The organism is Halobacillus sp. ABA4_118, from assembly GCF_056160205.1.
Genome location: NZ_JBSWWS010000001.1, coordinates 3,334,815 through 3,359,899, shown reverse-complemented (window position 1 = coordinate 3,359,899; position 25,085 = coordinate 3,334,815). Strand labels below are relative to the sequence as shown.

General features: G+C 47.3%; 29 protein-coding genes. All 29 read right to left on the bottom strand.

Annotation, left to right across the window (positions count from 1 at the left end):
• Positions 1-10: 10 nt before the first annotated feature.
• A complete protein-coding gene (locus ACXAGL_RS17215; RefSeq protein WP_474968520.1) occupies positions 11-808 on the bottom strand; it encodes a phosphatidate cytidylyltransferase in 798 nt (265 codons plus the stop codon).
• A 15-nt stretch (positions 809-823) separates the two neighbouring features.
• The gene (locus tag ACXAGL_RS17210) at positions 824-1,591 is read right to left on the bottom strand and encodes an isoprenyl transferase (RefSeq protein WP_474971455.1); all 768 of its coding nucleotides are present in this window, start codon (positions 1,589-1,591) and stop codon (positions 824-826) included.
• A gap of 154 nt (positions 1,592-1,745) precedes the next feature.
• The gene (frr, locus tag ACXAGL_RS17205; protein WP_027954235.1) at positions 1,746-2,303 is read right to left on the bottom strand and encodes a ribosome recycling factor; all 558 of its coding nucleotides are present in this window, start codon (positions 2,301-2,303) and stop codon (positions 1,746-1,748) included.
• Positions 2,304-2,306: 3 nt separating this feature from the next.
• On the bottom strand, positions 2,307-3,029 hold the full coding sequence (pyrH, locus tag ACXAGL_RS17200) for a UMP kinase (protein WP_027954234.1): 723 nt from the start codon (positions 3,027-3,029) through the stop codon (positions 2,307-2,309).
• A gap of 117 nt (positions 3,030-3,146) precedes the next feature.
• Positions 3,147-4,031 carry a translation elongation factor Ts gene (gene tsf, locus ACXAGL_RS17195; RefSeq protein ID WP_474968518.1) on the bottom strand — a complete coding sequence of 295 codons (885 nt, stop codon included), beginning with the start codon at positions 4,029-4,031 and terminating at the stop codon, positions 3,147-3,149.
• A gap of 125 nt (positions 4,032-4,156) precedes the next feature.
• Entirely contained in the window at positions 4,157-4,894 is a 738-nt protein-coding gene (gene rpsB / locus ACXAGL_RS17190; RefSeq protein WP_027954232.1) for a 30S ribosomal protein S2, read from the bottom strand.
• A 166-nt stretch (positions 4,895-5,060) separates the two neighbouring features.
• Positions 5,061-5,483 (bottom strand): hypothetical protein, encoded by a 423-nt coding sequence (locus ACXAGL_RS17185; RefSeq protein WP_474971456.1) that lies wholly within the window; start codon positions 5,481-5,483, stop codon positions 5,061-5,063.
• Between the two features lie 37 nt (positions 5,484-5,520).
• Positions 5,521-6,291 (bottom strand): FliA/WhiG family RNA polymerase sigma factor, encoded by a 771-nt coding sequence (locus ACXAGL_RS17180; protein WP_027954230.1) that lies wholly within the window; start codon positions 6,289-6,291, stop codon positions 5,521-5,523.
• Positions 6,292-6,342: 51 nt separating this feature from the next.
• Positions 6,343-6,876 carry a chemotaxis protein CheD gene (locus tag ACXAGL_RS17175; RefSeq protein WP_474971457.1) on the bottom strand — a complete coding sequence of 178 codons (534 nt, stop codon included), beginning with the start codon at positions 6,874-6,876 and terminating at the stop codon, positions 6,343-6,345.
• Positions 6,869-7,339: a chemotaxis protein CheW gene (locus tag ACXAGL_RS17170; protein ID WP_474968515.1), complete on the bottom strand. Its 471-nt coding sequence runs from the start codon at positions 7,337-7,339 to the stop codon at positions 6,869-6,871. The genes ACXAGL_RS17175 and ACXAGL_RS17170 overlap by 8 nt, the downstream gene beginning before the upstream one ends.
• Positions 7,340-7,353: 14 nt before the next feature.
• On the bottom strand, positions 7,354-9,336 hold the full coding sequence (locus ACXAGL_RS17165) for a chemotaxis protein CheW (protein ID WP_474991919.1): 1,983 nt from the start codon (positions 9,334-9,336) through the stop codon (positions 7,354-7,356).
• Positions 9,337-9,340: 4 nt separating this feature from the next.
• Complete coding sequence (locus ACXAGL_RS17160) at positions 9,341-10,387, bottom strand: protein-glutamate methylesterase/protein-glutamine glutaminase (RefSeq protein WP_474968513.1); 1,047 nt, start codon at positions 10,385-10,387, stop codon at positions 9,341-9,343.
• Positions 10,384-11,256, bottom strand: a complete 873-nt coding sequence (locus ACXAGL_RS17155) for a MinD/ParA family protein (protein ID WP_474991918.1) — start codon at positions 11,254-11,256, stop codon at positions 10,384-10,386. Before ACXAGL_RS17155 ends, ACXAGL_RS17160 begins: the two co-directional genes overlap by 4 nt.
• Entirely contained in the window at positions 11,240-12,343 is a 1,104-nt protein-coding gene (flhF, locus tag ACXAGL_RS17150; RefSeq protein ID WP_474991916.1) for a flagellar biosynthesis protein FlhF, read from the bottom strand. The genes ACXAGL_RS17155 and flhF overlap by 17 nt, the downstream gene beginning before the upstream one ends.
• Positions 12,340-14,373: a flagellar biosynthesis protein FlhA gene (flhA, locus tag ACXAGL_RS17145; RefSeq protein WP_474968510.1), complete on the bottom strand. Its 2,034-nt coding sequence runs from the start codon at positions 14,371-14,373 to the stop codon at positions 12,340-12,342. The genes flhF and flhA overlap by 4 nt, the downstream gene beginning before the upstream one ends.
• Before the next feature lie 15 nt (positions 14,374-14,388).
• Positions 14,389-15,474 carry a flagellar biosynthesis protein FlhB gene (flhB, locus tag ACXAGL_RS17140; RefSeq protein ID WP_474968509.1) on the bottom strand — a complete coding sequence of 362 codons (1,086 nt, stop codon included), beginning with the start codon at positions 15,472-15,474 and terminating at the stop codon, positions 14,389-14,391.
• Between the two features lie 6 nt (positions 15,475-15,480).
• On the bottom strand, positions 15,481-16,257 hold the full coding sequence (gene fliR, locus ACXAGL_RS17135) for a flagellar biosynthetic protein FliR (protein ID WP_474991914.1): 777 nt from the start codon (positions 16,255-16,257) through the stop codon (positions 15,481-15,483).
• Between the two features lie 2 nt (positions 16,258-16,259).
• Positions 16,260-16,529 carry a flagellar biosynthesis protein FliQ gene (gene fliQ, locus ACXAGL_RS17130; RefSeq protein ID WP_474968507.1) on the bottom strand — a complete coding sequence of 90 codons (270 nt, stop codon included), beginning with the start codon at positions 16,527-16,529 and terminating at the stop codon, positions 16,260-16,262.
• Between the two features lie 12 nt (positions 16,530-16,541).
• Complete coding sequence (gene fliP, locus ACXAGL_RS17125; RefSeq protein WP_206932597.1) at positions 16,542-17,207, bottom strand: flagellar type III secretion system pore protein FliP; 666 nt, start codon at positions 17,205-17,207, stop codon at positions 16,542-16,544.
• Positions 17,200-17,820, bottom strand: coding sequence for a flagellar biosynthetic protein FliO (locus ACXAGL_RS17120; protein ID WP_474991912.1), 621 nt, complete (start codon positions 17,818-17,820; stop codon positions 17,200-17,202). The genes fliP and ACXAGL_RS17120 overlap by 8 nt, the downstream gene beginning before the upstream one ends.
• 40 nt (positions 17,821-17,860) lie before the next feature.
• Positions 17,861-18,223, bottom strand: a complete 363-nt coding sequence (locus ACXAGL_RS17115; protein WP_474968505.1) for a response regulator — start codon at positions 18,221-18,223, stop codon at positions 17,861-17,863.
• A 30-nt stretch (positions 18,224-18,253) separates the two neighbouring features.
• Entirely contained in the window at positions 18,254-19,432 is a 1,179-nt protein-coding gene (gene fliY, locus ACXAGL_RS17110) for a flagellar motor switch phosphatase FliY (RefSeq protein ID WP_474971462.1), read from the bottom strand.
• Positions 19,425-20,426: a flagellar motor switch protein FliM gene (gene fliM / locus ACXAGL_RS17105; RefSeq protein WP_474991910.1), complete on the bottom strand. Its 1,002-nt coding sequence runs from the start codon at positions 20,424-20,426 to the stop codon at positions 19,425-19,427. The genes fliY and fliM overlap by 8 nt, the downstream gene beginning before the upstream one ends.
• Positions 20,427-20,447: 21 nt before the next feature.
• Positions 20,448-20,864: a flagellar basal body-associated protein FliL gene (gene fliL, locus ACXAGL_RS17100; RefSeq protein WP_474968502.1), complete on the bottom strand. Its 417-nt coding sequence runs from the start codon at positions 20,862-20,864 to the stop codon at positions 20,448-20,450.
• Between the two features lie 4 nt (positions 20,865-20,868).
• Complete coding sequence (locus ACXAGL_RS17095) at positions 20,869-21,099, bottom strand: flagellar FlbD family protein (RefSeq protein WP_425306996.1); 231 nt, start codon at positions 21,097-21,099, stop codon at positions 20,869-20,871.
• A 13-nt stretch (positions 21,100-21,112) separates the two neighbouring features.
• Positions 21,113-22,006: a flagellar basal body rod protein FlgG gene (gene flgG, locus ACXAGL_RS17090; protein ID WP_474991909.1), complete on the bottom strand. Its 894-nt coding sequence runs from the start codon at positions 22,004-22,006 to the stop codon at positions 21,113-21,115.
• 83 nt (positions 22,007-22,089) lie between these two features.
• The gene (locus tag ACXAGL_RS17085; protein WP_474968500.1) at positions 22,090-22,458 is read right to left on the bottom strand and encodes a TIGR02530 family flagellar biosynthesis protein; all 369 of its coding nucleotides are present in this window, start codon (positions 22,456-22,458) and stop codon (positions 22,090-22,092) included.
• A complete protein-coding gene (gene flgD / locus ACXAGL_RS17080; RefSeq protein WP_474991908.1) occupies positions 22,458-22,901 on the bottom strand; it encodes a flagellar hook assembly protein FlgD in 444 nt (147 codons plus the stop codon). Before flgD ends, ACXAGL_RS17085 begins: the two co-directional genes overlap by 1 nt.
• 8 nt (positions 22,902-22,909) lie before the next feature.
• Positions 22,910-24,976, bottom strand: a complete 2,067-nt coding sequence (locus ACXAGL_RS17075; protein ID WP_474991906.1) for a flagellar hook-length control protein FliK — start codon at positions 24,974-24,976, stop codon at positions 22,910-22,912.
• Between the last annotated feature and the right edge of the window lie 109 nt (positions 24,977-25,085).

Below are 25,085 nucleotides of genomic sequence, written 5' to 3'. Positions count from 1 at the left end.
CCCTTCTCGATTACTGAATAAAGTTGATCAAATGCAGAATCGGCAGAATAAATATTAAACTGTCAAACCGGTCAAGAACACCACCGTGCCCGGGAAGGATCTTACCGGAGTCCTTCACTGCATAATGCCTCTTGAATGCCGATTCAACCAGATCTCCAATCTGACCTGCAATCGATATGAGCACAGTTACGAGGAGAACGACAATCAAGGAATGCTCCAGGGGTTGGATCAGATGAAAAATAAATGCAACGACACAGGCAAGTGCCACGCCCCCGACAGAGCCTTCAATCGTTTTCTTAGGGCTGATCTGCGGCCACAGTTTACGTTTCCCGAACGATCTTCCAAATAAATAGGCGCCTGTATCCGTCGCCCATACGATGAATAAAGCGAACAGAATGTACGTTAAATCCGCTTCCCTTGTCTCGATTAAGTAGTTGAAGCCCATTCCAATATAAATGGATGAGAGCAGCAGGAAGCCTGCATCATCAAAGGTGAACCGGTTCTTCACAAGCACGGTATAACTCAGCAGGACGAGGACGGCCAGCAGAGTGATTTCCGATTTCGTTATAAGGTCATCGGAGTCCACCACATTGTCGAAGACCCCATACGGGAACATGAGCGCCCACATCAAGACAAGACCAAGACCTGCCGCGACCGAATACCGGGCGATTTTCTTCATGCGTATCAACTCGAGGAGAGCGATACTGGCTATGAAATAGACAAAAGCTTTAAACGGCCATCCTCCCAGGAGGACGATCGGGATAAAAATAAGTGCTGCTACGACAGCAGTAATTGTTCGTTGTTTCATTCCTTCATTCACACCTTATACTCCGCCAAACCGACGTTTGCGATTTTGAAAATCATAAAGAGCTTTTTCGAAATGGCTTTCATTAAAGTCAGGCCAATACACCTCTGTAAACCAGAATTCTGCATAGGCCAGCTGCCATAACAGGAAATTGCTTAAGCGCTGCTCCCCGCTTGTGCGGATGAGAAGATCCGGCTCAATCAGCTCAGACGTATACAGCTCTGATGAAAACATTTCTTCACTGATATCTGATGGATCGAGGCCGCCCTCTTTCACTTTTTCTGCGATCTGCCTGACGGCGTGCACCATTTCAAAACGGCTGCCGTAGTTCAAGGCAAAATTCAGTACAAGTCCATCGTTGTCTTTCGTTCTTTGAATGGCCTCCTGGACGGCATTTTTCGTGTGTGGAGGCAGAACATCAAAATCACCAATGGTACGGACCTGGACATTTTTCTCAATCAATTCAGGCAGATATGTATTCAGAAAATCTACAGGAAGCTTCATGAGGAACTCCACTTCATTCTTCGGTCGTTTCCAGTTCTCTGTGGAGAAAGCATACAGCGTCAAAACCTGAACACCGAGGTCAGAAGCATAGCTGACAATCCTTTTGACAACACCCATGCCTTCTTTATGACCCGCAATCCGCGGCATTCCTCTATTTTTAGCCCAGCGGCCGTTTCCGTCCATAATGATGGCCACGTGCTTCGGCAGATGAGTATGATCAAGGCCGAGCGACTGTGTTTCTGCTTGTTTTTTTGTTTTTGCGAATGGAAACTTGATTGGCATCGTTAATCCTCCAGTCCGTTTCTTCCATCTTTCTATTATATACTAAAATGAACGTATATGCCGAGACCCACAGCTGGTGAAAAAAAGAAAACCGCGCTGCCAAACATCTACAGCGCGGCTTTACCACTTTATGGCATATGAGGTTAGAGAAAAATCAAACTTCCATGATTTCTTCTTCTTTTGTTTTAGCTAGTTGATCAATCTTCTCTACATTCTGGTCCGTGAGCTTCTGCACATCGTCCTGATAGGAGCGAAGATCGTCTTCTGTCAATTCCCCGTCTTTTTCAAGCTTCTTCAAACGGTCGTTGGAATCGCGGCGGATGTTACGAACCTGTACTTTCGCTTCCTCCGAATACTTTCCTACAACTTTTGCAAGGTCCTTACGACGTTCCTCCGTAAGTGCCGGAATGTTGATACGTACAACATTCCCATCACTGGATGGAGAAAGACCAAGGTCTGCCTTAAGGATCGCTTTTTCAATCTCTGCAATGGCTGTTTTGTCATATGGAGTAATAACAAGCAGACGTGGTTCAGGTGCTGATACCTGCGCCAGTTGGTTCAACGGTGTAGCTGCACCGTAGTAATCCACATATACGTTGTCAAGGATGGAAGGGTTCGCACGACCCGCTCTTACCGTGGCAAGTTGACGGGAATAAGCTTGCACCGCTTGTTCCATTTGTTGTTTCGTCTCATTAATCACAGCTTCAGACATAATTTATTTCCCCCTCACAATAGTTCCAATGTTTTCGCCCATAACGGCTTTTTTAATATTACCATCTTCCGTAATCGAGAATACCAGTAAATCGATATCGTTGTCCATACATAATGAAGAAGCCGTTGAATCCATTACGCCCAGCCCTTCATTTAAAACATCCATGTAGGATAGCTCATCATATTTCACGGCATCTTCGTTCGTTTTCGGATCGTCTGTATAGACGCCGTCCACGTTGTTTTTCGCCATAAGAATGACATCCGCTTCAACTTCAGCCGCTCTTAAGGCAGCTGTCGTATCTGTTGAGAAATACGGGTTTCCTGTTCCGGCAGCAAAAATAACTACACGCTTTTTCTCTAAATGACGGATGGCTTTACGGCGGATATAAGGTTCAGCCACCTGTCTCATTTCGATAGAAGTTTGGACACGGGTTGGGATCCCTAAGTTTTCAAGGCTGTCCTGAAGAGCCAGTGAGTTCATGACTGTAGCAAGCATTCCCATATAATCAGCATTTGCACGGTCCATGCCCATTTCAGCACCGACTTTGCCGCGCCAGATGTTGCCGCCACCGACAACAACCGCTACTTCCACGCCCAGTTCAGCTACTTCCTTCACCTGACGTGACACAGATTTTATGATGCTTGGCTCAAGTCCGAATCCTGCTTCTCCACTTAAGGCTTCTCCACTTAATTTTAATACAATTCTCCGATAGCGAGCAGTAGTCATAGTTACCTCCCGTGTGTTTTTCTAAAAGTCGAACATGGCTGCTCATAGCATGTATATCATGTATGTAGCCTTTTTGAAAATAGGGAACACCTGCAGTGTCCCCTATTTTCACCATCATTATTTTTTAACTTGGCTCATGACTTCGTCTGCGAAGTTTTCTTCACGTTTTTCCATACCTTCGCCGACTTCGAAACGATCGAAGTTCGTGATCTGGCCGCCTGTGGAAGCAACATACTGCTTCACTTTCTGGTCCGGATCTTTAACGAAGCTCTGGTCAAGCAGGCAGATTTCTTCGAAGAACTTGTTCAAACGGCCTTCCACCATTTTTTCAACGATGTTTTCAGGCTTGCCTTCGTTCAAGGCCTGTGTTTTAAGAAGTTCACGCTCTTTCTCTGCTTCCTCCTGAGGAATTTCATCACGGGAAACATAACGAGGGTTAACAGCAGCTACGTGCATAGCAACGTCCTTAGCAGCAGCTTCATCTGTAGAACCTTCAAGAACAGTCAATACGCCGATGCTGCCGCCCATGTGGATGTAGGCACCAAATGCGTCGTTGTCTGTTTTCTCTTTGATAGAGAAACGGCGGAGGGAGATTTTCTCTCCGATTTTCGCTACGCGCTCTGTAATGTATGTGCTTAGTGTTTCGCCTTCTCCATGAAGCTTCTGTTCAAGAGCTTCTTCTACAGAGGCAGGTTTCTGGGAAACAAGGTGCTGCCCAAGATCTTTAAGAAGTTCCTTGAACTGGTCGTTTTTCGTAACGAAGTCTGTTTCACAGTTTACTTCGAAAAGAACAGCCGTGTTTCCGGAGACTTCAATTGCTGCAGAACCTTCTGCTGCGATACGGTCTGCTTTCTTAGCCGCTTTGGAAATCCCTTTCTCACGAAGCCATTCGATCGCTTTATCCATGTCACCATCAGTTTCAGTCAGTGCTTTCTTACAATCCATCATTCCAGCACCTGTTTTTTCACGTAGTTCTTTTACCATCTTAGCATTTACAGCCATTGTGAAAGCCTCCTTTTTAATGTACAAGGTTAAACAGTCCGGCCTTGTACCGGAACTGGTTGAATAAAAGGAATTCTTGAAAAAAGGTGATAAAGGTATACCCCCTTATCACCTTTAGACCCTTCTTACTCCTGAGCAGCTTCTACAGCAGCTTCAGTTTCTTCAGTTGTTTCTGTTTCTTCCCCCTGCTTCGCTTCAAGGACAGCGTCAGCCATCTTGGAAGTAAGCAGTTTGACAGCACGGATTGCGTCATCGTTTGCAGGGATGACATAATCGATTTCGTCAGGGTCACAGTTCGTATCAACGATACCTACAACTGGGATATTCAATTTATGAGCTTCAGCAATCGCGATGCGCTCTTTACGAGGATCGATGACGAACATTGCATCAGGAAGACTCTTCATTTCTTTAATACCGCCAAGGAATTTAACAAGACGATCTTTTTCTTTAAGCATGTCAACGACTTCTTTTTTAGGAAGTACATCGAAAGTACCGTCTTCTTCCATACGCTCGATATCTTTCAAACGGTTAATACGTTTGCGGATGGTTTCAAAGTTTGTAAGGGTACCGCCCAACCAGCGTTGGTTGATGTAGTACATACCACAGCGGGTAGCTTCATCACGTACAGTATCCTGTGCTTGTTTTTTCGTACCTACGAAAAGAACGTTACCGCCGTCAGCAGCGACCTCTTTCACATAGTTGAATGCTTCATCAACCTTCTTCACGGTTTTCTGAAGGTCAATGATATAAATGCCGTTACGCTCCGTGAAGATGTATTTCTTCATCTTCGGGTTCCAGCGGCGTGTTTGGTGTCCAAAGTGAACACCAGCTTCTAGAAGCTGTTTCATAGAAATTACAGACATGTTTGTTCCTCCTGTTTTGGTTTTTTTAGTATCCTCCGCCCTTTTCATTTCCTTCCTGTGAACTCCGTATCGGAGCAACCTCACAAGCAGATCCAAAGGCGTGTGTATTGACACCGTCAGTAAATATACCATAAAGGTATGGATGGTTCAAGTTTTTTCAGTATTTTTACTGATTAAACTTATACATCAGTTCCACCTCTGTTTTACCTCTGTTCAATGCCTTCGCTGTTTCTTCCACAGACCACCCATCCTTCTTCATATTCATGACCATAGAATGAATGGAGGGCTGCTCCACTCCTGCTCCTTCATCCGGGAGGGGAGGCTCGTACACGCCGGCCTTCGTTTCATTTACAGGGCTCATGGTCCCTTCCATTGAACCGGTGCCTGAAGATGCCCATGCTTCCATCCGTCTGTTTTCCTCCTTGATTTCATACAGGTAAGAGGAAAATAAGTCTTCGATCTCCGCAGCGACCTTTTCCTGTCGAAGCTCCAGTTCTTCTGTCCGGCGGATTTTTTTCATCATTATCATAAGGCCGAATAATATTAATCCGTCAATGAGAAAACTGATCACTAATAAAAATGATGTCAAGGAGAGTCACATCCTTTCTTTCTCATCCTCTGCCCAGCTACATCACATTCTGGAGGGACTGCTTTAGTTTATAAATCGCCTTGGCATGGATCTGTGAAATCCGGGACGTCGTTAAATTCAAAACGTGGCCGATTTCCGTAAGCGTGAGCTCTTCTTTATAGAAAAGACTGATCACCAGCTTCTCTTTTTCCTTCAGCTGGTCAATCTGCTCCGCCAGTTCCTTATAGTTTTCCTGTTTGATGAGCGAGGAATCCGGAGAACCGGTTTCCTCATCGGGAATCGAGTATCCGATGCCTTCCTTATGATCTTCGCCCCCGTCTTTCGGTTTCTCTTCCATAGAAAGGACATTGGCAAACAAGGAGTCCTTGACAGCCGCTTCTACTTCCTGGGCGGATATTCCGACGGCTTCTGCCACTTCTTTGGACGTGACTGGACGCTGCAGCTTCTGCTCAAGCTCCTCTGTCACCTGTTCAATCTTTTTAGTCCGATCCCTCACCGAACGCGGCAGCCAGTCTTCCTTCCTCAAACCATCAATAATCGAACCGCGGATGCGGAAGGAAGCGTACGTATCGAATTTCAAGTCCCGGGACCGGTCAAACTTTTTCAAAGCATCATATAGACCAAGCATTCCGAGACTTCTTACATCGTCTTTGCTCACATTTTTCGGTAAATGTGCTGTAATCCGATGGACGTGATAATTCACCAGATAATCGTAAAGCTGGACAAGCTGGTTGGCCGCCTCACCGTCTCTTTCGTTCGTCCATAAATTCCACCATTGTTGTTCCTGAGGAGATAAACCACCTGCCATTTTCATCCTCCCCGCATTTTTTCATTTTTTCATAGACCCGCACGCGCCCTCTCATAATAGAAGCTCACCGACGCCGGCCTTTTTTATGTTCATTTCACTGGTTTCCACATTAAACAGGATGGATCTTCCGGTCCGTCCCCCTGTATCCTCCGCAATGATCGGGATAAAGTGATCCGCAAGGCGGCTTTTCACCGCACTCACATTCCGCTCTCCTATACGAATCCTTGAACTCTGATCTTTCACCGAAAACATATGAGCCCCTCCCGCGATCTTCGCTTTTAAGCTCCCGGGTCTGCACCCTTTGTTGATGAGAGAATCAACAAGAGCATCAACAGCCGTATCTGCATACTTCCACCGGTTAACACGACCATGGAGAGCCGTTTGTGCCTCCGGCAGCATGATATGGATCATGCCGGCCATGCCGTTCCCGTTGTACAGTACCACTCCAACACAGGATCCAAGTCCAGTTGTGGTGAGTAAGGCATCCGTTCCTGCAGCAGCCATTTGGCCAATCCCGATTCTTATACGCTTCTTTTGGTCGTGTATCACCCGGGATTGTCCGGAAATGGTCCAGGAATTATCCATACATCTTTTCCAATTCCAACACGTCTTCTTTGTCCAGCACTTTCTCCAGATTCAAAAGGATAAATAACCGGTCCTCCATTTTCGCCACGCCTTGAATATAAGCGGCTTCCACAGTACCGACAACTTCAGGAGGCGGCTCGACCAGATCGTCTTCGAGGTCGAGAACATCGTTGGCAGCATCCACCACCAAACCAACGTTCATATCTTCGATTGAGACGGTAATGATCCTCGTCTGTTCGGTTTCCGGAGCCGGTTCAAAGCCGAACCTCTCCCGCAGATCGATCACAGGAGTGACGACCCCTCTTAAGTTGATGACTCCCTTTACAAAAGGCCTGGCTCCCGGTACCCGGGTGATCGGCACCATTCTTTCAATCGACCCCACCGTTTGGACAGGGAGGGTATATTCCTCGTCCTGGATTTGAAAAACGATGACTTTCTGCGCGTGCCCTTTATATTCTGTCATGAAAACCCCTCCTTTTATTTGATTAACGCATTGCTGTCCAGGATTAATGCCACCTGACCATCACCCAGAATCGTGGCGCCTGATATAGCAAACGCTCCGGATAGATAGTCACCGAGAGACTTCAAAACTACTTCCTGCTGTCCAATAAATGAATGGACGACAAGAGCTGCCATTTTGTCACCTTTGCGGACGATGACAACAGAATATTCATCATCTTCTTCCCGCTCCACAGGCACCTGCAGAAGTTCTGTCAAGTAGACAAGAGGAATGACCCTGCCGCGGAAATCCATCACCCTTTTGTTATGGGCGTGCAGCAGATCTTTTTTCTTCACAATAGCGGTCTCTATAATAGAAGAAAGCGGAACGGCATATTTCTCTTTCTGCACCTCGACCAGCATGACAGAGATGATGGAAAGTGTCAGAGGGAGCTGGATGGAAAACCGGCTGCCTTCTCCAAACTCCGATTCGATTGTTATAGCCCCGCCAAGGGATTCGATGGTGTTCCTGACAACATCCAGGCCGACACCCCTCCCTGAAATATCCGAAATCTGGTCAGCCGTGGAAAATCCACTTTCCATAATCAAATCAAACACTTGGGAATCAGACATTGCTTCGGCCTGCTCTTTTGTAACGACCTGATTTTTGACGGCTTTCTCGACCACTTTCGTACGGTTGATCCCTGCTCCGTCATCCTTGATTTCGATGAAAACATGATTGCCACTGTGATAAGCCTTTAATTCAATTTTTCCTGCCGCAGGTTTCCCTTTGGCTTCACGCTCGTCAGGACTCTCAATGCCGTGATCCACCGCATTCCTGATTAAATGGACGAGGGGATCTCCGATCTCATCGATAACGGTGCGGTCCAATTCTGTGTCCGCACCCGTTATGGTTAATTCCAGACGTTTATGTAAATCCTTTGAAAGCTGGCGGATCATACGCGGGAATCGGTTAAACACCTGGTCTACCGGGACCATACGCATGTTCAAAATGATGCTCTGCAGATCGCTGGATATTCTCGTCATATGCTCCACCGTTTCCTGAAGCTCCGGATGCGCAAGATCTGCAGAAATCTGTTCCAAGCGTCCCCGGTCAATCACAAGTTCTTCAAACAAGTTCATAAGAGCATCCAAACGGTCAATGTTCACCCGGATCGTACGCCCGCTGGAGGATGGTTTACCCGCTTCTTTCGCTGCCTTGCTGTTTGTTTCTGGTTCAGGTTGAACCGGGATTTGTTCCATCGCCTGTGTTTCCCCTTTCTTATACAGCTCAACAGAAACGTGCTCCACCTCTGACACCTTTTCAATTTTTGCCTGGATGTCATCTTCTGACCCCTCTGTAATGAAAAGGACGGTAAAGCTGTGCTCAAATTCTTCATTTTCGAGTTTTTCAACAGAAGGAGAGGCAGCGACGACCTCTCCCGCTTGTTCAAGAACTTCAAAAATCATATACACTCTCGCAGCTTTTAACAGGCAGTCGTCCCGGAGGTGTATGTGAATCTTCAGCGCCTTATTCCCGGACTCTTCTGCCATATGGATCACGTTCTTTGTAAATGCATCGATCTGGAGCTCTGTTTCCTGCATTACAACGATGGGATTTTGACTTTTTAACAGCTGCTCTCCACCTTTTTCAACCGCCTCAAGTCTTCGGACGACGTTTTCTACATTCCGCTCTCCAGTACCGCCATCAGCAATATCAAGGACCATTGCTTCCAGGTCGTCGACCGCATCAAAGACGGTGTCCAGCACCCCTTCATTCACTTGAAGCTGTTCATTGCGGACCGCATCCAGCACATTCTCCATGTTGTGGGTCAGGTCCGACAAATCCTGGTATCCCATTGTCGCCGCCATTCCTTTCAAGGTATGGGCTGAACGGAAAATCTCATGGACGACAGCAGTATCCAGCGGGTTCTTTTCTAAAACAAGCAGATGATCATTGATGGCTTGGAGGTGTTCTTTACTTTCATCAATAAAGACTTCTAAATACTGATTCATTTCCATTTCTTTACCCCTTCTCCAACGCCTGCACGATTGCGGCGCTTATATTCGAGACATCTGTCACTTCATCAGCCAGTCCTGACTTAACGACCGCTTTCGGCATCCCGTAGACGACACAGGATTGTTCAGATTCTGCAATGGTGTAGGTCGGACAACTGCTTCGAAGCTTGATCATGCCTTCCAGTCCATCCGTGCCCATCCCGGTCATCACAACCGCTGTAACCATCCATCCTTGTACAGCAGCAAGGGACTGAAACAATGTATTGACGGACGGCCGATGTCCATTCACAGGTGCCTGTCCATTTAATTCAAGGAAAAGCCCTTCCCCTTTCTGAACAACCGTCATATGCGTTCCTCCCGGAGCAATATAAGCGACACCGTTTTTCAACTCTTCTTCATGCTTCCCCTCTTTGACAGTAAGGGAAGAAAGCTTATCCAGCCGATCAGCCAGGGTCTTAGTAAATCCCGGCGGCATATGCTGGACGACCAAAAGCGGCGCCGGCAGTTGTTCCGGAAGGGCGGCGAGAACCTTTTGAAGAGCTCGCGGTCCTCCCGTAGAGGTGCCGATCGCTACGACCCGTTTCTTCTTCCCTTTTTGGAACGAAACAGGGGGAGGATTTTCAACAGGATGGCTCCAAGGCAATGTTCCCACCCTTGCTTCCGCCGCGCCTTTCACTTTCCTTATTACTTCAGCTTCTACTTTTTCCATATCAAGAGATATCGCGCCCGAAGGTTTTGGTATGAAATCCACGGCGCCAAGTTCCATCGCCTTCAACGTGCTCTCGGCCCCGTCTTTAGTAAGACTGGACACCATGAGGACTGGCAGCGGTGTTTCCTTCATGATCCACTCCAGAGTGGACAGACCATCCATGACGGGCATCTCCACATCCATCGTAATCACATCGGGTTGAACCTGCTTCAGTTTTTGAAGACAATCCTGTCCATTCCTGGCAGCACCCACAACCTTGATACGCTGATCCCGCTGGAGCATATCGCTCAGCACCCGCCTCATAAAGGCTGAGTCATCGACGACCAGTACTTTGATTTCTTTCACTGCGCTTCCCCCTTCCTTACGAGCCGTTTTAATTTTTCCAAGAATCCCGGTTCTTCCAAATGGATGCTGGATGATGTCCGGTTTAAAAACCGTCCGGTGATTTGATGCACGGCACGGCTCGCTTTTGCTGAAGGGGCATGGATCAGAAAAGGGACCTGGTTCAAAACGGCTTCAAGAACCTGCCGATCTTCAAGAACGACACCAAGTTGATGCACGTCAACATGTAAGAATCTATGCGCAGCCTCCTGAAGACGTGCTAACGTGCGTTCCCCCGATGGTCTGGTCTGCGCCCGGTTGACGATAAACGAGAAAGGAAGTACGGGGTTTTTATGAACCAGCTGCTTCATCAGGGCATAAGCGTCGGTAATCGACGTAGGCTCCGGCGTTGTCACAATAATGACTTCATGAGCGGAAAGCAGCCATGAACGGCTGCTTTCCGTAATCCCCGCTCCCATATCAAGAAGGATGACATCATATATTTTCGAGACGTCTTCAAGCTGCTCGTTCAAAAATTCGTAGTCCACTGCATTCATATTGAACAACTCTGTCAAACCAGACCCGCCTGCAGCATAATCAAGCCCGCCCGGACCGTGTTGTATAATTTCCTGAAACGTCAGCCGATTCCGTATAAGATCAGGAAGACTACAAGCCGATGTTCGTCCTAAAAGAATATCCACATTCCCCATCCCGACATCCATGTCCAGCACCAACACTTTTCTTCCTGAGCGGCACAGGGATAACCCCATATTTATCGTGATGTTCGATTTCCCGACCCCTCCCTTTCCACTGGCAACGGCCACCACCCGCGCAGGGGGACTGGATTCACGGGAAATCATGCGTGTCCGAAGAAGTTCAGCCTGATCCTTCATCGGTATACCCCTCCATAAGCTGGACAGCTATATGTTCGGGAGACATGCTTTGGATATCGTCGGGCACGTCCTGTCCATTTGTGATATAAGCTGCCCCCCGTTTGTTCTTCAAGATCAAATTGACAGCATCCGCCAGCGTTGATGTTTCGTCTTCTTTTGTAAAAATAATCTTCTCCACAGGTAAGAAAGAAAAATTATTAAAAACCGCCTGCATATCCGCATATTTACTCGTTAAGGATAAGACAAGGAAATGGTCCGCCTGCTCTTCGAAATCAATCACGTTCTGGAGCTCTTCTATAAATGTACGATTCCGATAGTTCCGCCCTGCGGTATCAATGAGAACAAGATCAACATCCGCCAGCTTTTCCTTCGCCTGCCTGTAATCCTCCATGTTATAAGCCACCTCAACCGGGGCATTAAGAATTCCGGCATAGGTCTTCAACTGCTCCACTGCACCAATTCTGTACGTATCGGTTGTAATGAAACCAACCCTCCACCCCTTATTCAACACCGCATCTCCGGCGAGCTTGGCCAAGGTGGTCGTCTTTCCGACCCCTGTCGGTCCGAATAAGTGGATGTACCGTTTCTGAAACGTATGCCCGGACGGAATCTGCCGGAGCATGTCCGTCAGTTCCTCTACCGCCATTCTTTTGACCTCACCACGTTTGTCCGGGGTTTCATACTTTTCCAGTATGGAAGATACAAGGATTTGAACGTATGGCTTTTGAAGCCCCTGTCCTGATAAATACCGTTCCAACTCCTGCATCAATGGGGACAAAGCCGAATTCTCTGTTGACCTATCTTGAATGATGGCTTTCAACTGAGTTATTTCATCCAGAATCTTCTGGTTTTCTCCATTGTTCCCCTTATCCAGAAGTGGTTCAGAGGGCATGGCTTTCTTTCGTTCAACAGGAACATCCGGGTCCATACCTGCGACCACTTCTGTCATTTCTTTTTTAAACAACCCGAGAAAGCCTCCACTTTTTATTACTTTTGAGCTTAAGATTACGGCTTCTGTCCCAAATTCACTTCTCACTTTTTTCATAACTTCCGGCATCGATACTCCGTGAAACTTTTTTATTCTCAAGATACATTCACCACCCCGACACTCTGGACTTCGGCACTTGGATCTAATTCGTTATACGAAAGCACGACGACCTGGGGCAGTGCCCGGTCCAGCAGCTGCTTCATGTACATTCGCACGGCCGGCGAACAAAGGACGACCGCCGTCTCCTCCTGAAGAGTGACCCGTTCGACCTGTTCAGCTACAGAGCGTAACACCGCCTGTTGTTTTTCAGGATCAAGGGCAAGATAGCTGCCATGCTCCGTCTGCTTAATATGGTCTGCAACAAGTTTCTCCACTTGACCGGAGACGGTAATCACTTTCATCTGATCATTCCCACCCTTAAACTGACTCGTAATCTGTGCGGACAGAGACTGGCGCACGTACTCACCTAACAGTTCTGTATCATTGGTCATCTTTGCAAAATCGGCCAGTGTTTCAAAAATGACCGGCAGATTTTTAATCGAGATGTTTTCACGCAGCAGTTTGGCCAGCACTTTTTGAACATCTCCGACACTGAGTGGATCAGGGGTGACTTCCTGAACCAATATTGGATAGGAGGTCTTCAAATGATCGATCAGCTGCTGGGTTTCCTGACGGCCAAGGAGGGCGTGGGCATGACGCTTAATCACTTCCGTTATGTGAGTCGAAACGACAGATGGTGGATCGACAACCGTGTATCCTGACAATTCCGCCTCATCTTTCATATCTTCTGTGATCCACTTAGCCGGGAGGCCAAACGCAGGTTCCACAGTATCCATGCCCTCGACTCCGTCATCCTCATCACCCGGGGTCATAGCCAGATAATGATCCAGCAGAAGCTCTCCCCCTGCTACCTGGTTTCCTTTAATTTTCAACCGGTATTCGTTCGGACTGAGCTGAATGTTATCACGGATACGCACAACAGGAATGACAAGGCCGAGTTCTATGGCGAGCTGCCGCCGGATCATAACAATCCGATCGAGCAGATCTCCCCCCTGGCTCGTATCGGCGATGGGAATTAAGGCATAACCGAACTCAAATTCAATCGGATCCATACTAATAAGATCAACCACATTCTCCGGCGACCGCATTTGATCCCCTTCTGCTTCATCGGTTTCCTCCGGTTCTTCAATGTCCTGCTTTTCAGACTGCCTGGAAAGGCGGTACCCTCCAAACGCCAGCACTCCGGCGATCAGGCTCGTTAAGAAAATGGGAATCGGGGTCAGGCCGAGAAGGAAGATGGAGGCGGCTGCAATATAAAGAAGCTTTGGATAGCGGAGCAGCTGACTGGTCACATCAGAACTCAAATTCCCTTCTGAGGCGACCCTTGTGACTACAATTCCGGTTGCGGTCGATATGAGCAGAGCCGGAATCTGACTGACGAGTCCATCACCAACGGTCAGACGCATATATGTATCAATAGCTTCATTAAAAGACATGCCCATCTGGACCATGCCGATAATCAATCCAAAAATGATGTTGATGATCACGATAATAATTCCGGCGATAGCGTCTCCTTTTACGAACTTACTGGCTCCGTCCATGGCTCCGTAAAAATCGGCCTCATTTTCAATTTTTCCTCGTCGTTCCTTAGCCTGATGTTCATTGATCATGCCTGCGTTCAAGTCGGCATCAATACTCATCTGCTTTCCTGGCATCGCATCAAGAGTGAAACGAGCAGCTACTTCGGACACACGTTCCGCCCCTTTGGTAATAACTAAAAATTGTATGATAACAAGGATGATGAATACAACGAAACCTACGAGAGGATTACCACCAATCACAAAAGTTCCGAAGGTTTCTACAACACCACCGGCTTCCGCCTCAGAAAGAATCGAACGCGTCGTGGACACGTTCAAACCAAGACGGAATAACGTAAGCAGCAGCAAAAGGGTCGGAAAGACGGCAAACTGGAGCGCCTCATCCATATTCATGGATACTAAAATAACGATAAGAGCGAGCGTGATATTAATAAGAATAAAAAAGCTGAGGAGCCACCCAGGTAAAGGTATAACAAGCATAATGATGATCAATATTACACCTAACAGGACGGATAAATCTCTTGGTGACATAAGGGCACTCCTTTCTTAAATCTTTTCCTGCAGCCGGTAGACGTAGGCGAGTATTTCCGCCACCGCTTTAAAAAACTCTTCATCAATCGGCTTGTCTATTTCACATTTGGCATAAAGCGATCTGGCCAGCGGTCTGTTTTCCACGGTTACAATGTCGTGCGCCCTGGCAATATCCTTAATTTTAAGGGCGAGAAAATCCACGCCCTTGGCTACAACGATCGGAGCGTCGGATTTCTGGTCATCATATTTCACCGCAACAGCGTAATGGGTCGGGTTGGTGATGACGACATCGGCCTGCGGCACTTCACTCATCATCCTCGATGCTGACATCTGGCGCTGCTTTTCTTTGATTTTCGCTTTGATCTGAGGGTCACCCTCTATGTTTTTATACTCATCCTTTATGTCTTTTTTGGACATTCGGATGTTCTTCTCGTGATCATAACGCTGGTATGTATAATCGAGAACAGATAAGACCAGCAGGGCCAGAGCGGAAGCGATTCCCATGATGACAGTAATCGTCCCGAAGAAAGACACGGCATCTTCCACCGATTTCTGCGACATCATCATCATCTGATCTTTGTTCACCCAAATGATAGAGAAGGTGATCACACCGACGACGCTGATTTTCAGCAGAGACTTCAACAATTCCACAAGGGCCCGTGCAGAAAAAATCCGCTTGGCTCCTTTAATCGGATCGATTTTTTTCAAATCCGCCTTCAAAGGCTCCCCTGTGAACATGACTCCTACTTGAAGAAGATTGGAAGCGATCCCTGCAACGACTGCAATACCCATGAGCGGGGCTGTCACCTTCGCTGTTTCCATCGTCATTTCAACAAAAATGGTATGGGTCTGCTCCTGTGTTAAGTCCTGGTGCACATAATAAGTGAAAGCATGGCGGTACATTTGTAATACCGCGTCCCTCATATATCCGCCTAGGAGGAAAAGACCGCCGAACATAAACAACAGCAGGAACCCTGTGTTTACATCCTGACTTTTAGGTACCTGGCCTTTTTTTCTCGTATCCTGCCTCTTTTTTGGTGTTGCTTTTTCCGTCTTTTCATCGGCTGCGAAATATTGCAGATCCAATTTCATCCATGCCATTGTTCATCAGCCTCCAAGTACATCCATAAATCCCCTCATGGTTTCAAGCATCGTTTCGAACAGTATTTGAATCAAATAGACATAAAAGCTCATTGCAATAACGAGAACGGACAGCGCAACAAAAATTTTCAAAGGCAGCCCCACAACAAACACGTTCAACTGTGGGACGGTCCGGGCGACGATTCCAAGGGCGATGTCAACGAGGAACAGACACCCAACGATTGGTACCGCCATTAAAAAAGCAATCATAAACATCTTATTGAACGACTGTAGGACAAACATGATCCAGCCTTCTTCTTTCATCGGAAGGAATTGCTCAAGGCCGATGAATTGATAGCTGTAAAAAATTCCATCAATCATCAAATGATGGCCGTCGACGACTAAAATGAACAGCAATGTAATGATATACATATACTGGCCCACCAAAGGACTTTGAGCCCCTGTTTGAGGGTCAATCACATTGGCGACGGCAAAGCCCATTTGAAAATCGATGAACCCTCCAGCGATTTGGATGGCGCCCAGAATAATGTAAGCCAAAAGGCCGACCCCGAGTCCAACGGCCGCCTCCTTTAAAAGCAGAAGAAAATAGGTCCCGTCCACCGTCAGTTCAGGAACAGGAAGGGTGAAAACCATCAAGGCGGCTAAAAAAAAGCTGAACCCTACTTTATGAGTGACCGGTACTGTCCGATAAGAAAACAAAGGCAGGGATGCGAAAAAAGCGGCCACCCGGACGAAGACCAGCAGAAATGCCGGCAGATTCACGAGCGAAATTGATTCGATCATAGTCAGCCCACCAGCATATTCAAGTTACTAAAGATTTCCGCTGTGAATTCAACCATATTGGTAAGCATCCAAGGCCCAAAGACGATCAGTCCAATTAAAACGGCGACGATTTTCGGGATAAAGGCAAGCGTCTGTTCCTGAATCTGCGTTGTAGCCTGGAATATACTCACGACCAGTCCTACCGTTAAGGCAAGAATCAAAAGGGGCCCCGAAATCAGCAGCACCGTATAAATGCCTTCCTTGGCAAATGAGATAACCATATTGCTATTCATCGTGGTTCCTCCTTAAAAGCCTTCCAGCAATGATTTCGTTATTAAGAACCAGCCGTCCACAAGGACAAACAGCAGAATCTTAAACGGCAGGGATATCATGACGGGTGGAAGCATCATCATTCCCATCGACATCAACACGCTGGCGACAGCCATATCAATGACTAAAAATGGGACAAAAATCATGAACCCCATTTGAAAAGCGGTTTTCAGTTCACTGATGGCAAAAGCAGGCACCAGTGTAGTAAGCGGGACTTCCTGGATAGAAGAAGGGGCTTCCAGACCGGAATAATTCATAAATAAGGCCAGATCCTTCTGTCTGGTGTGTTTGCCCATGAACTCCTTCATCGGAGCACTCGCTTCATCATACGCTTCATCTAAGGTGATTTCCTCATTAAACAATGGGGTTAACGCCTGCTCGTTGACTTCCTCAAACGTAGGAGCCATGATGAAGAACGTCAGAAACAAAGCGATTCCTATCAACACCTGGTTGGGAGGCATCTGCTGAGTAGCCAGCGATGTCCGGACAAAGGATAAAACGATAAGGATCCTTGTAAAACTGGTCATTAAGATCAACAGACCCGGGGCCAGTGATAAAACCGTCAACAACAGCAGCAGTTTGACAGAGGTAGCGATGTTTTCAGGATCTGAGCTTGTAAAGATATCTACAAATTCATTCATGATCCTGCCCCCCTTTCGCTCTCTCCGCTGCTTTTTTCTGTTTCTGTTTCATATCGTTCAGCTGGGTTTCAAAAAGCTGTTGGAATTGGAACGTCGAGGTATCCTTTTTCGGCTCTTGATGACCGGGAATTTTACGCAGCAGATTCTGCACGGAAGCTGTTGGAATGGAAGGGCCCTGGTCCTTTTTCTGAAAAGAGGCCTTCGTATCCTGATCCGTTATTTCCGTGATCAACTCCACCGTATCGCCTACACCTAATAAAAACACCTGCTCTCCTACTCTTACCGCCTGTATGGAACGATTAGGCCCGAGACTCATCCCTCCCAGGTTCTCCATAGTTCTTGATTGGTTCACCCACTGGTTTTTACGGTTGAACAATTTCAGCAATCCATAAATCAAGGCCACGACGAAAACCAAGGCCAGTCCGAGCTTCATGAAGTTCCACAAAAGCGAAGGCTGATCCTGTGCTGCTTCAGCCGGCTCAGATGCATCCATATCCGCATCTGCACCAGGGCAGCCCTCGAGTTCCGGATTTGATAAACATTCGTTCACAGAGGGCTGGGCCATCGTTTGCAAAGGCAAAAACGTCAGCAGGAGGACCGTAAACATCAACATTGCTGATACTCTTGGTGCAGAAAACATCATATTCCCCGCTTCAGCTTAACGCTTTCTGAATCGCTTCAATCACACGGTCGGCCTGGAAAGGCTTCACAATAAAGTCCTTGGCACCGGCCTGGATTGCGTCCACAACCATCGCCTGCTGCCCCATAGCTGAACACATAATGACTTTTGCATCTGGATGAACCGCCTTAATTTCCTTCAAGGCCGTAATCCCATCCATTTCCGGCATGGTGATATCCATCGTGACAAGGTCCGGTTTTTCTTCTTTGTAAAGCTCTACCGCTTTCTGTCCATCTTCTGCTTCCCCAGCAATTTCATATCCGTTTTTTGTTAGAATGTCCTTCACCATCATACGCATGAACGCTGCATCATCTACAATCAGTATTCTTTCTCCCATTTCTCTTCCTCCTGTCATTTCGTTCCTGTATTAACGTAATTTTGTCAGCCGGTCCTTTGGACTTAAAATGTCAGTCACCCGCACACCGAAATTTTCATCAATAACGACGACTTCCCCTTTAGCCATCAACTTTTCATTTACATGAATATCAACAGGCTCACCGGCGAGTTTATCCAATTCCACGACAGACCCGGCAGACAATTCAAGAATGTCCTTCACCGTCCGTTTCGTCCTTCCAAGTTCCACCGTGACTTTTAACGGAATGTCCATCAGCATATCAAGGTTTTTATGAGCGGTTCCTGTCATGGATGGAGACTGCTCGAACTGTTGGAATTGTGCATGCTGCACATCTGCATCCTGAGCACTTCGGCCTGCAGGCCCCCCCACATACTGCGGATCAGCCGGATGCTCTTCGTATTCTGTAACTTCTCGCTCCGGTGACGTCTGTGGTTCTTCAGGTGAAGCAGGACCGGTCTGTTCCAGCACTTGTTTTTCATCTGAAATGTTTTTGCTTGGTTGTGAGCCTTCCGGATCGAGAAGCTGCTCTACCAGGTCTTTCGCAAAATTCAGCGGGATCAACTGCATGATTTTTGAGTCGATCAATGTTCCTACTTTGAGTTGAAAAGCCACATTGACCAAGGTTTCCTCCTCAGGGATCATATCCTCCCCTGATTGTTCCTCCAAGTCCAGCACATTGATCGATGGTGGTGAAATATCCACTTTCTTATTAAAGATGGTGGACATACTGGTCGCTGCAGACCCCATCATCTGATTCATAGCTTCCTGAACGGCGCTTAATGCGATTTCATTCAAGTTTTCATCCGGGTTCAGACCATCCCCCCCGAGCATCAAATCAGCGATGATGGCTGCATCCTTCGTCTTCATAACAAACACATTTTCTCCTGTGAATCCGTCTGTATAAGTCACTCCGACGGCGACATGGGGTTTGGGAAATTCGTCCGCCAGATCCTTCCGGTACACGACAGCGATTTCCGGCGTGGTGATCTCTACTTTTTGATTGAGCAGAGAAGACAGCGCAGTTGCGGAGCTTCCAAACGATATATTTCCAATCTCGCCGAGCGCATCTTCCTCAAGAATGGCCAGATGCGACTCTTTGGCAGACAGATCTGAAGCTTTATCGTCTCCTGCATCAGCCCCGCCATTCAATAACGCATCAATTTCGTCCTGGGATAACATGTCATCACTCATCTTCCCCGCCTCCTTTTGTAAATTCGTCTAATATTTGAACAGCCATTTTATTTTTCACCTGTCCAGGCTGAATGTAAAATTTCGGTTCATCATCCACTTTCATAATCATCGGATGTTCGATGGATTGGTCGAGACGGATGACATCATTTTCATCAAGGTTCAAAAACTGCTCAATGCTCATATCCGCCTCGCCAAGGACAGCAAGCACATCAAGCTCTGCTCCCTGTATCGTCCGGCTGATCGCTTCATAGTCCTCCGGATTTCTTTCTTTGGACTGTTCTTTCTGCATCCAGTAATGGACGGAGAGCTTCGGAATGATCGGCTCTAATACAACGTGTGGAATACAGACGTTGATCATGCCGCTCGTTTCTCCGATCGTCGTGTTCAATGAAACGACGATAACAGTTTCATTGGGAGAAACCATCTGAAGGAATTGAGGGTTTACCTCGAAATCCTCAAGCATAGGGTCGATGTCCACAATCGATCCCCATGCCTCCTGATAATTTTCAAGCGCTCGTTCGAACAAGTGGGACATAATCGTCGTTTCGATCTCGGTCAGATTATCCACCTTGTTCACACTGCTCCCACGGCCTCCGAGGACGCGGTCCAGCATGGCGTAGGCGACATTGGGGTTGGCTTCGAGCAGAATGCGCCCTTCCAGTGGAGGGACGCTGAAAATATTCAAAATGGTCATGGCCGGGATCGACCGGATAAATTCTTCATAAGGAAGCTGGTCCACGGACGCTACCTGTATGTCTACATACGTGCGTAACTGCGCAGAAAAGTAAGTCGTCAGCAGCCTGGAGAAATTCTCGTGAATTCTAGACAGGCTTCGGACTTGATCCTTGGAAAATCTCAAGGCCCGCTTAAAATCATACACTCTGACTTTCTTTTCTTTTTCTTCTTTCTTTAATTCCTCGGCGTCCATCTCTCCTGAAGACAGTGCAGATAGAAGGGAATCTATTTCATTTTGTGAGAGAACCTCTTCCGCCAAATTTTCTCCCCCTTCCTTCGATTATTGAAGGACTTTGTTTACGGTATAAACGTCCGTGACTTTACCTTCTGTAAGAAGCTCATTCATCTTTAATTTCATCTTTTCCTCTAAATCAGAAATGCCAGATTGAAAGCTTTCCGACTTCATCACAGATAATTCCTTAATCAATGTATTGCTGATTTGGAAATCTCTCTTTTCCAGTTCCTTTTTTGTAGCTGTGCTGTCTGTGACGACTTGAAAGCTGATCCTCACATAGCTTCCATCTTTCAAGTCCGTGGTGATCTCCTCTGTTACAAAAGAGGCCTCCCGGATATCATCAATGCTGCGTTCTCCGGATCCTTCTTCTCCACCATTGACGTTCAGGACGAAAACAAGCGCTACAACACCGAGAATCGTTAAGGTGCTTAACGTGATGATCATTCCTTTGAAAATGTTCATCTTTTTACTCACCTGCCTTATCTGCAGCCTGGATCAGGCCTATGCTGCGAAAATAGTCCGTTACCTTCAGAGCCACTTCTTCCTCTGATTCCAACACGAGAAATGTACGACCGCGGGCAGTGGTAATGGTCGTATCCGGATTAGACTGGACCTGTTCTATGTAAATCGCATTATAGGTGAAAGATTGTCCGTTTAACTTTGTCAATGTAATCATAGAAAGGAGGAGGGTCGGCACCCTCCGTCTCTCCTTATCGCTTCAGATTGACTAGTTCCTGCAGAATCTCATCAGAAGTGGTGATGATTTTCGTATTGGCCTGGAATCCACGCTGGGATGTAATCATTTCAGTGAACTGATCGGCAAGGTCGACATTGGACATTTCAAGCGCCCCTGCAATCATGCCGCCTGTCCCATTCTGACCGGCAACGGATAGATCAGACACGTCATTCAATTCATCGTCATTTGCATTACTGCTTATAAAACCAGAGTTGGGCGTGGCACGATATTCATTTCCGCCGACTTTCTCAAGACCGCCGGGATTGGAAAATTTGGCGAGCATAATTTGACCCGCCTGCTGAACGTTATTATTAGCGTCAATGTAGTTGACGGTTCCATCCGTCTGGACACTGAAGCTCTGTGCGTCATCAGGAATAGTAATCGCACCCTCGTTACCAATGACATACTTCCCACTGTTATTGACGAGTGAGCCATCATCATCCAAGTAAAAGTTCCCGGCTCTTGTGAAACTGATCTGCAGTTGTGAAAGATCTGTGTTTCCTCCACCAACGTTAACGCCATCCGTTCCCGCTTCCGCAAGCACAAACATGCCGTCTCCTTCAAGTGCAAGATCAAGTGGACGACCGGTGGACTGGCGGTTCCCCTGTGTATGGATGGTATCGATGGAGCCGATTTGTGTCCCAAGACCGACCTGGGTTGCATTCAGTCCCCCTGTCACATTGCCACCATTATCATTGGCAATCGGACCTTGGGCATTGGACATCGTCTGACTCATCATATCCTGAAAAGTGACGCGTCCCTGTTTGAAGCCGTATGTGTTCACGTTGGCAATATTGTTGCCGATCGTATCTAATTTTGTTTGAAAACCTTTCATTCCAGAAACTCCTGAATATAGTGAACGTAGCATGTAGTCAACATCCCTTTCGGTTTTTAATGCCGGTGCTTCTGTCCTTCCGCCCCAGCTGCGGCTTCCCTTCATACGGGTCCAGCCTATTCATTGATAAAAATGGTGCCATTGATATTCGTGAAAATCTGCGACTGCGTTTCCTCTCGGTTCATGGCGGTTACGACGGTCCGGTTCTTCGTACTGACGATCAGCGCTGCTTCATTTGTCAATACAAGAGAATCAGTCACGCCCTTGGTTTCAGCTTCCTGCATTTTTGCAGAGATCTGTTCCCAGGAAGACGGCGCAATGGAAATGTTTCTTGTTTTCAGACGCTGCTCCGCATGCTTGCTGATTTTCAACCCCGCTGCTTCCTCCAGAGCATCCTTAAATGAAGCCGACGTTTCTTTCTCTGTCCTTATGCTGGTCTGCCTTCCCATGAGAGGGGGCTGGACAGCATGGATGCGCGGGTCCATCAAGTTTCCTGCTTTCCTGATCCGCTCTCTTGACTCACCTTTGTCAAATCCTGCACTGATACGAGACCTCCGGACTGCAGTTCAACATATGTGCCATCTTCTTTTTGATTAACAGCAACAACGACATCTGTTCTCAGATCTCCCTGATCCTTGGAAGTATACGTAACTTCCTTTCCGATCAGATGGCTGTAGGTAATCAAGGATGACATGTTCTGCTGCTCTGTGAAGGATTGGAACGCTGTCGACATATTCGTCATCTGCTCCAGACTTGAAAACTGCGTCATTTGCGAAACGAATTCCTGATCTTTCATAGGATCAAGCGGGTTTTGATTTTGAATTTGAGTCATCAGGATTTTCAGGAAATCATCCTTTTCAAGGATATTGCTTCCGGATGTTTGGGTCTGCTGATTTTTCAGATAATAAGACGGATCGATCGAAGTCACGGAACCACCTACACTTTCTCATTCAATAAAATATCTTCAAAAGAGGCGGCATCCTCCCCTTCCTCTTCTTCATTCACATGCGGACTGTCTTCTTTCTCCCTGTGGGACTCATCAGACGATCCCTGTTCATCATCTGCCTGTCCGCTGGAATGGTGCTGCGCGAATGCCAGGGCATCATTTTTTTCAACCACTACCTGCTGGGGGGAGAACACAGGTCTCAAATGATGAAGGTTCCCTTCAAGGAGTTCCTTTGCTGCCTGGGTCTGCACCATTAGTTTGACAATCATCTCACCATTCTGCTGGGTCACCTGTACCATCATGTTTCCGAGGCTCCCGGGCTTCAATTGGATCTGCATTTCCTTCATCCCGGAAGCATGTGTCAACAAGCGGCTGTTATGGACCATCCGCTCCAGCTCCTGCAGAAAACCAGCAGGACGGGTCTGATCACTTCCCGTTTGATTCACGTGGAGGACCAATTGTTCGACTTTAGACATCACTCCAGAAGTCCCCGGCCAGGAAGGTGTTTGGGCTTCATCCGCACCAGCCGTGTTTCTTAACGCTTCCTGGGCCCACCTGCCCATCTCTCTTCCCGTCAAAGGGTGCTGCTGGTAGGCTTGAGGAAGCTTTTGATGCTGGTCCAGCCGTGCAGCAAGCTGTAGAAAAATTTGTTTCTCAACCGGAGCATCACGGAAAAGCCGGTCGACGACGTCCTGTTTCCCAACATCCATGGAAGCCTGTTGAACGGATTTTGTCAGCGGAATCACTATTTTTTTCAACTCTGATCCTGGCTGCTCACCCTTCCTGAAGGCCTCAACCAAACTCTTGAACTGTTTTGAAAAGGACATCAGCGTGGGTTCAACATCCAGAGCTCCCCTTGCAGGCACACGATTGAGAACACTCTGAGGCAGAACGTCTCCTTTTTCTACACTGGCAGATGCATCAATGACTTGCCCCCCTCTGACCAGGGCTGTAAGCATGTCCTTCACTTTAGGGTGGCTTTCCTGAAAAAGAGAAGCCATTTCAACCGCTGCATCATCCGGGTGCATGTTTTGCAAAGCTGCCGCTACAGGAGCAAACTTCCCGATGAGAGAGTCTATGGTTTCACCGGATTCCCTGCCGGAAGCCTGATGCATGAGTGATTGATGAAAATCTCTCCATCCCCTTGAAAGGGCAGGGGTTGAACTTGTAAGTTCATCTTTAGGAGTCATTCGGAATTGATCACCCTTTGTTTCCCTGGGGATGAACAGGGACTGCGTAATTCCAATTGCGTGCAGCTGATCTTCAAGATCTGTCATCGCTGCCTGGTCTTCATCCGCACCAGCCATTGGATTCAATGTTTCCAATAGACCTTCCAGTTGAGAAACGAAAGTCACGGCGGCTTCTTTTGTTACAAAAAGTGGACGATCCTGTGCAGGGCCCTTTCCTTCTGTGCTAACCTTCTCAACCATCCGGCCTGTTTCTTCATTTTTCATCAAGGAATGTACTTGAAAATCAAATGAGAAGGGAACATCTCTCTGTCCCTTTCTTTGAGACCGTCTGTTCAAACCTGCCGTCACCTCTTCCTGAACCGATTCGTGAGAAGGTGACGATAGGAGCCCGGATGTTTTCGGTAGAAACGATGTCAAATAATAATCCAAATCCGGGTCCTTTTCCACGATCGGAGGACTTCCCGCCCTCTGTTCTTCCGACTGGCTGGGAGAGGCCGTACCAATTGAAACTAATTTCTTTAACACTTCCAGTAATTGTTCATTACCGGCGGCCCCGGTTTTCACAAGAGGGTGTTGGTTGGAAACCTCGGACGGTATACCCTGCACCGGCTTTATTTTCGTCTGCGAATCCGCCTTGATGCTCGATGATCTGCCGGTATGCATCAGAAACTTCTGGAATTCTCCTTGAATCCGGGCCCATTGATTATGTATATCCCATCCGTCGTTTTCCGGGACACCCTTTGGGGACACAGACTCTACCTGCTGCCCAACTTCATTGATCAACTGCTGCATTCGATTCGTCAGTTCTTCCAAGCCACCGTTCTCGCTGGTATCCGCCCATGAAGCTGTACCCATCTCCTCAGACATTTTCACAGCCTGAAGCGCTTGTTTGAATGAAATTCCATCAGTCTTAGAAGAAGAGCTCGTGAGTGGCTGCATGGGTACCGACGTTGGTACTAATGAAAATAGTGTGGTT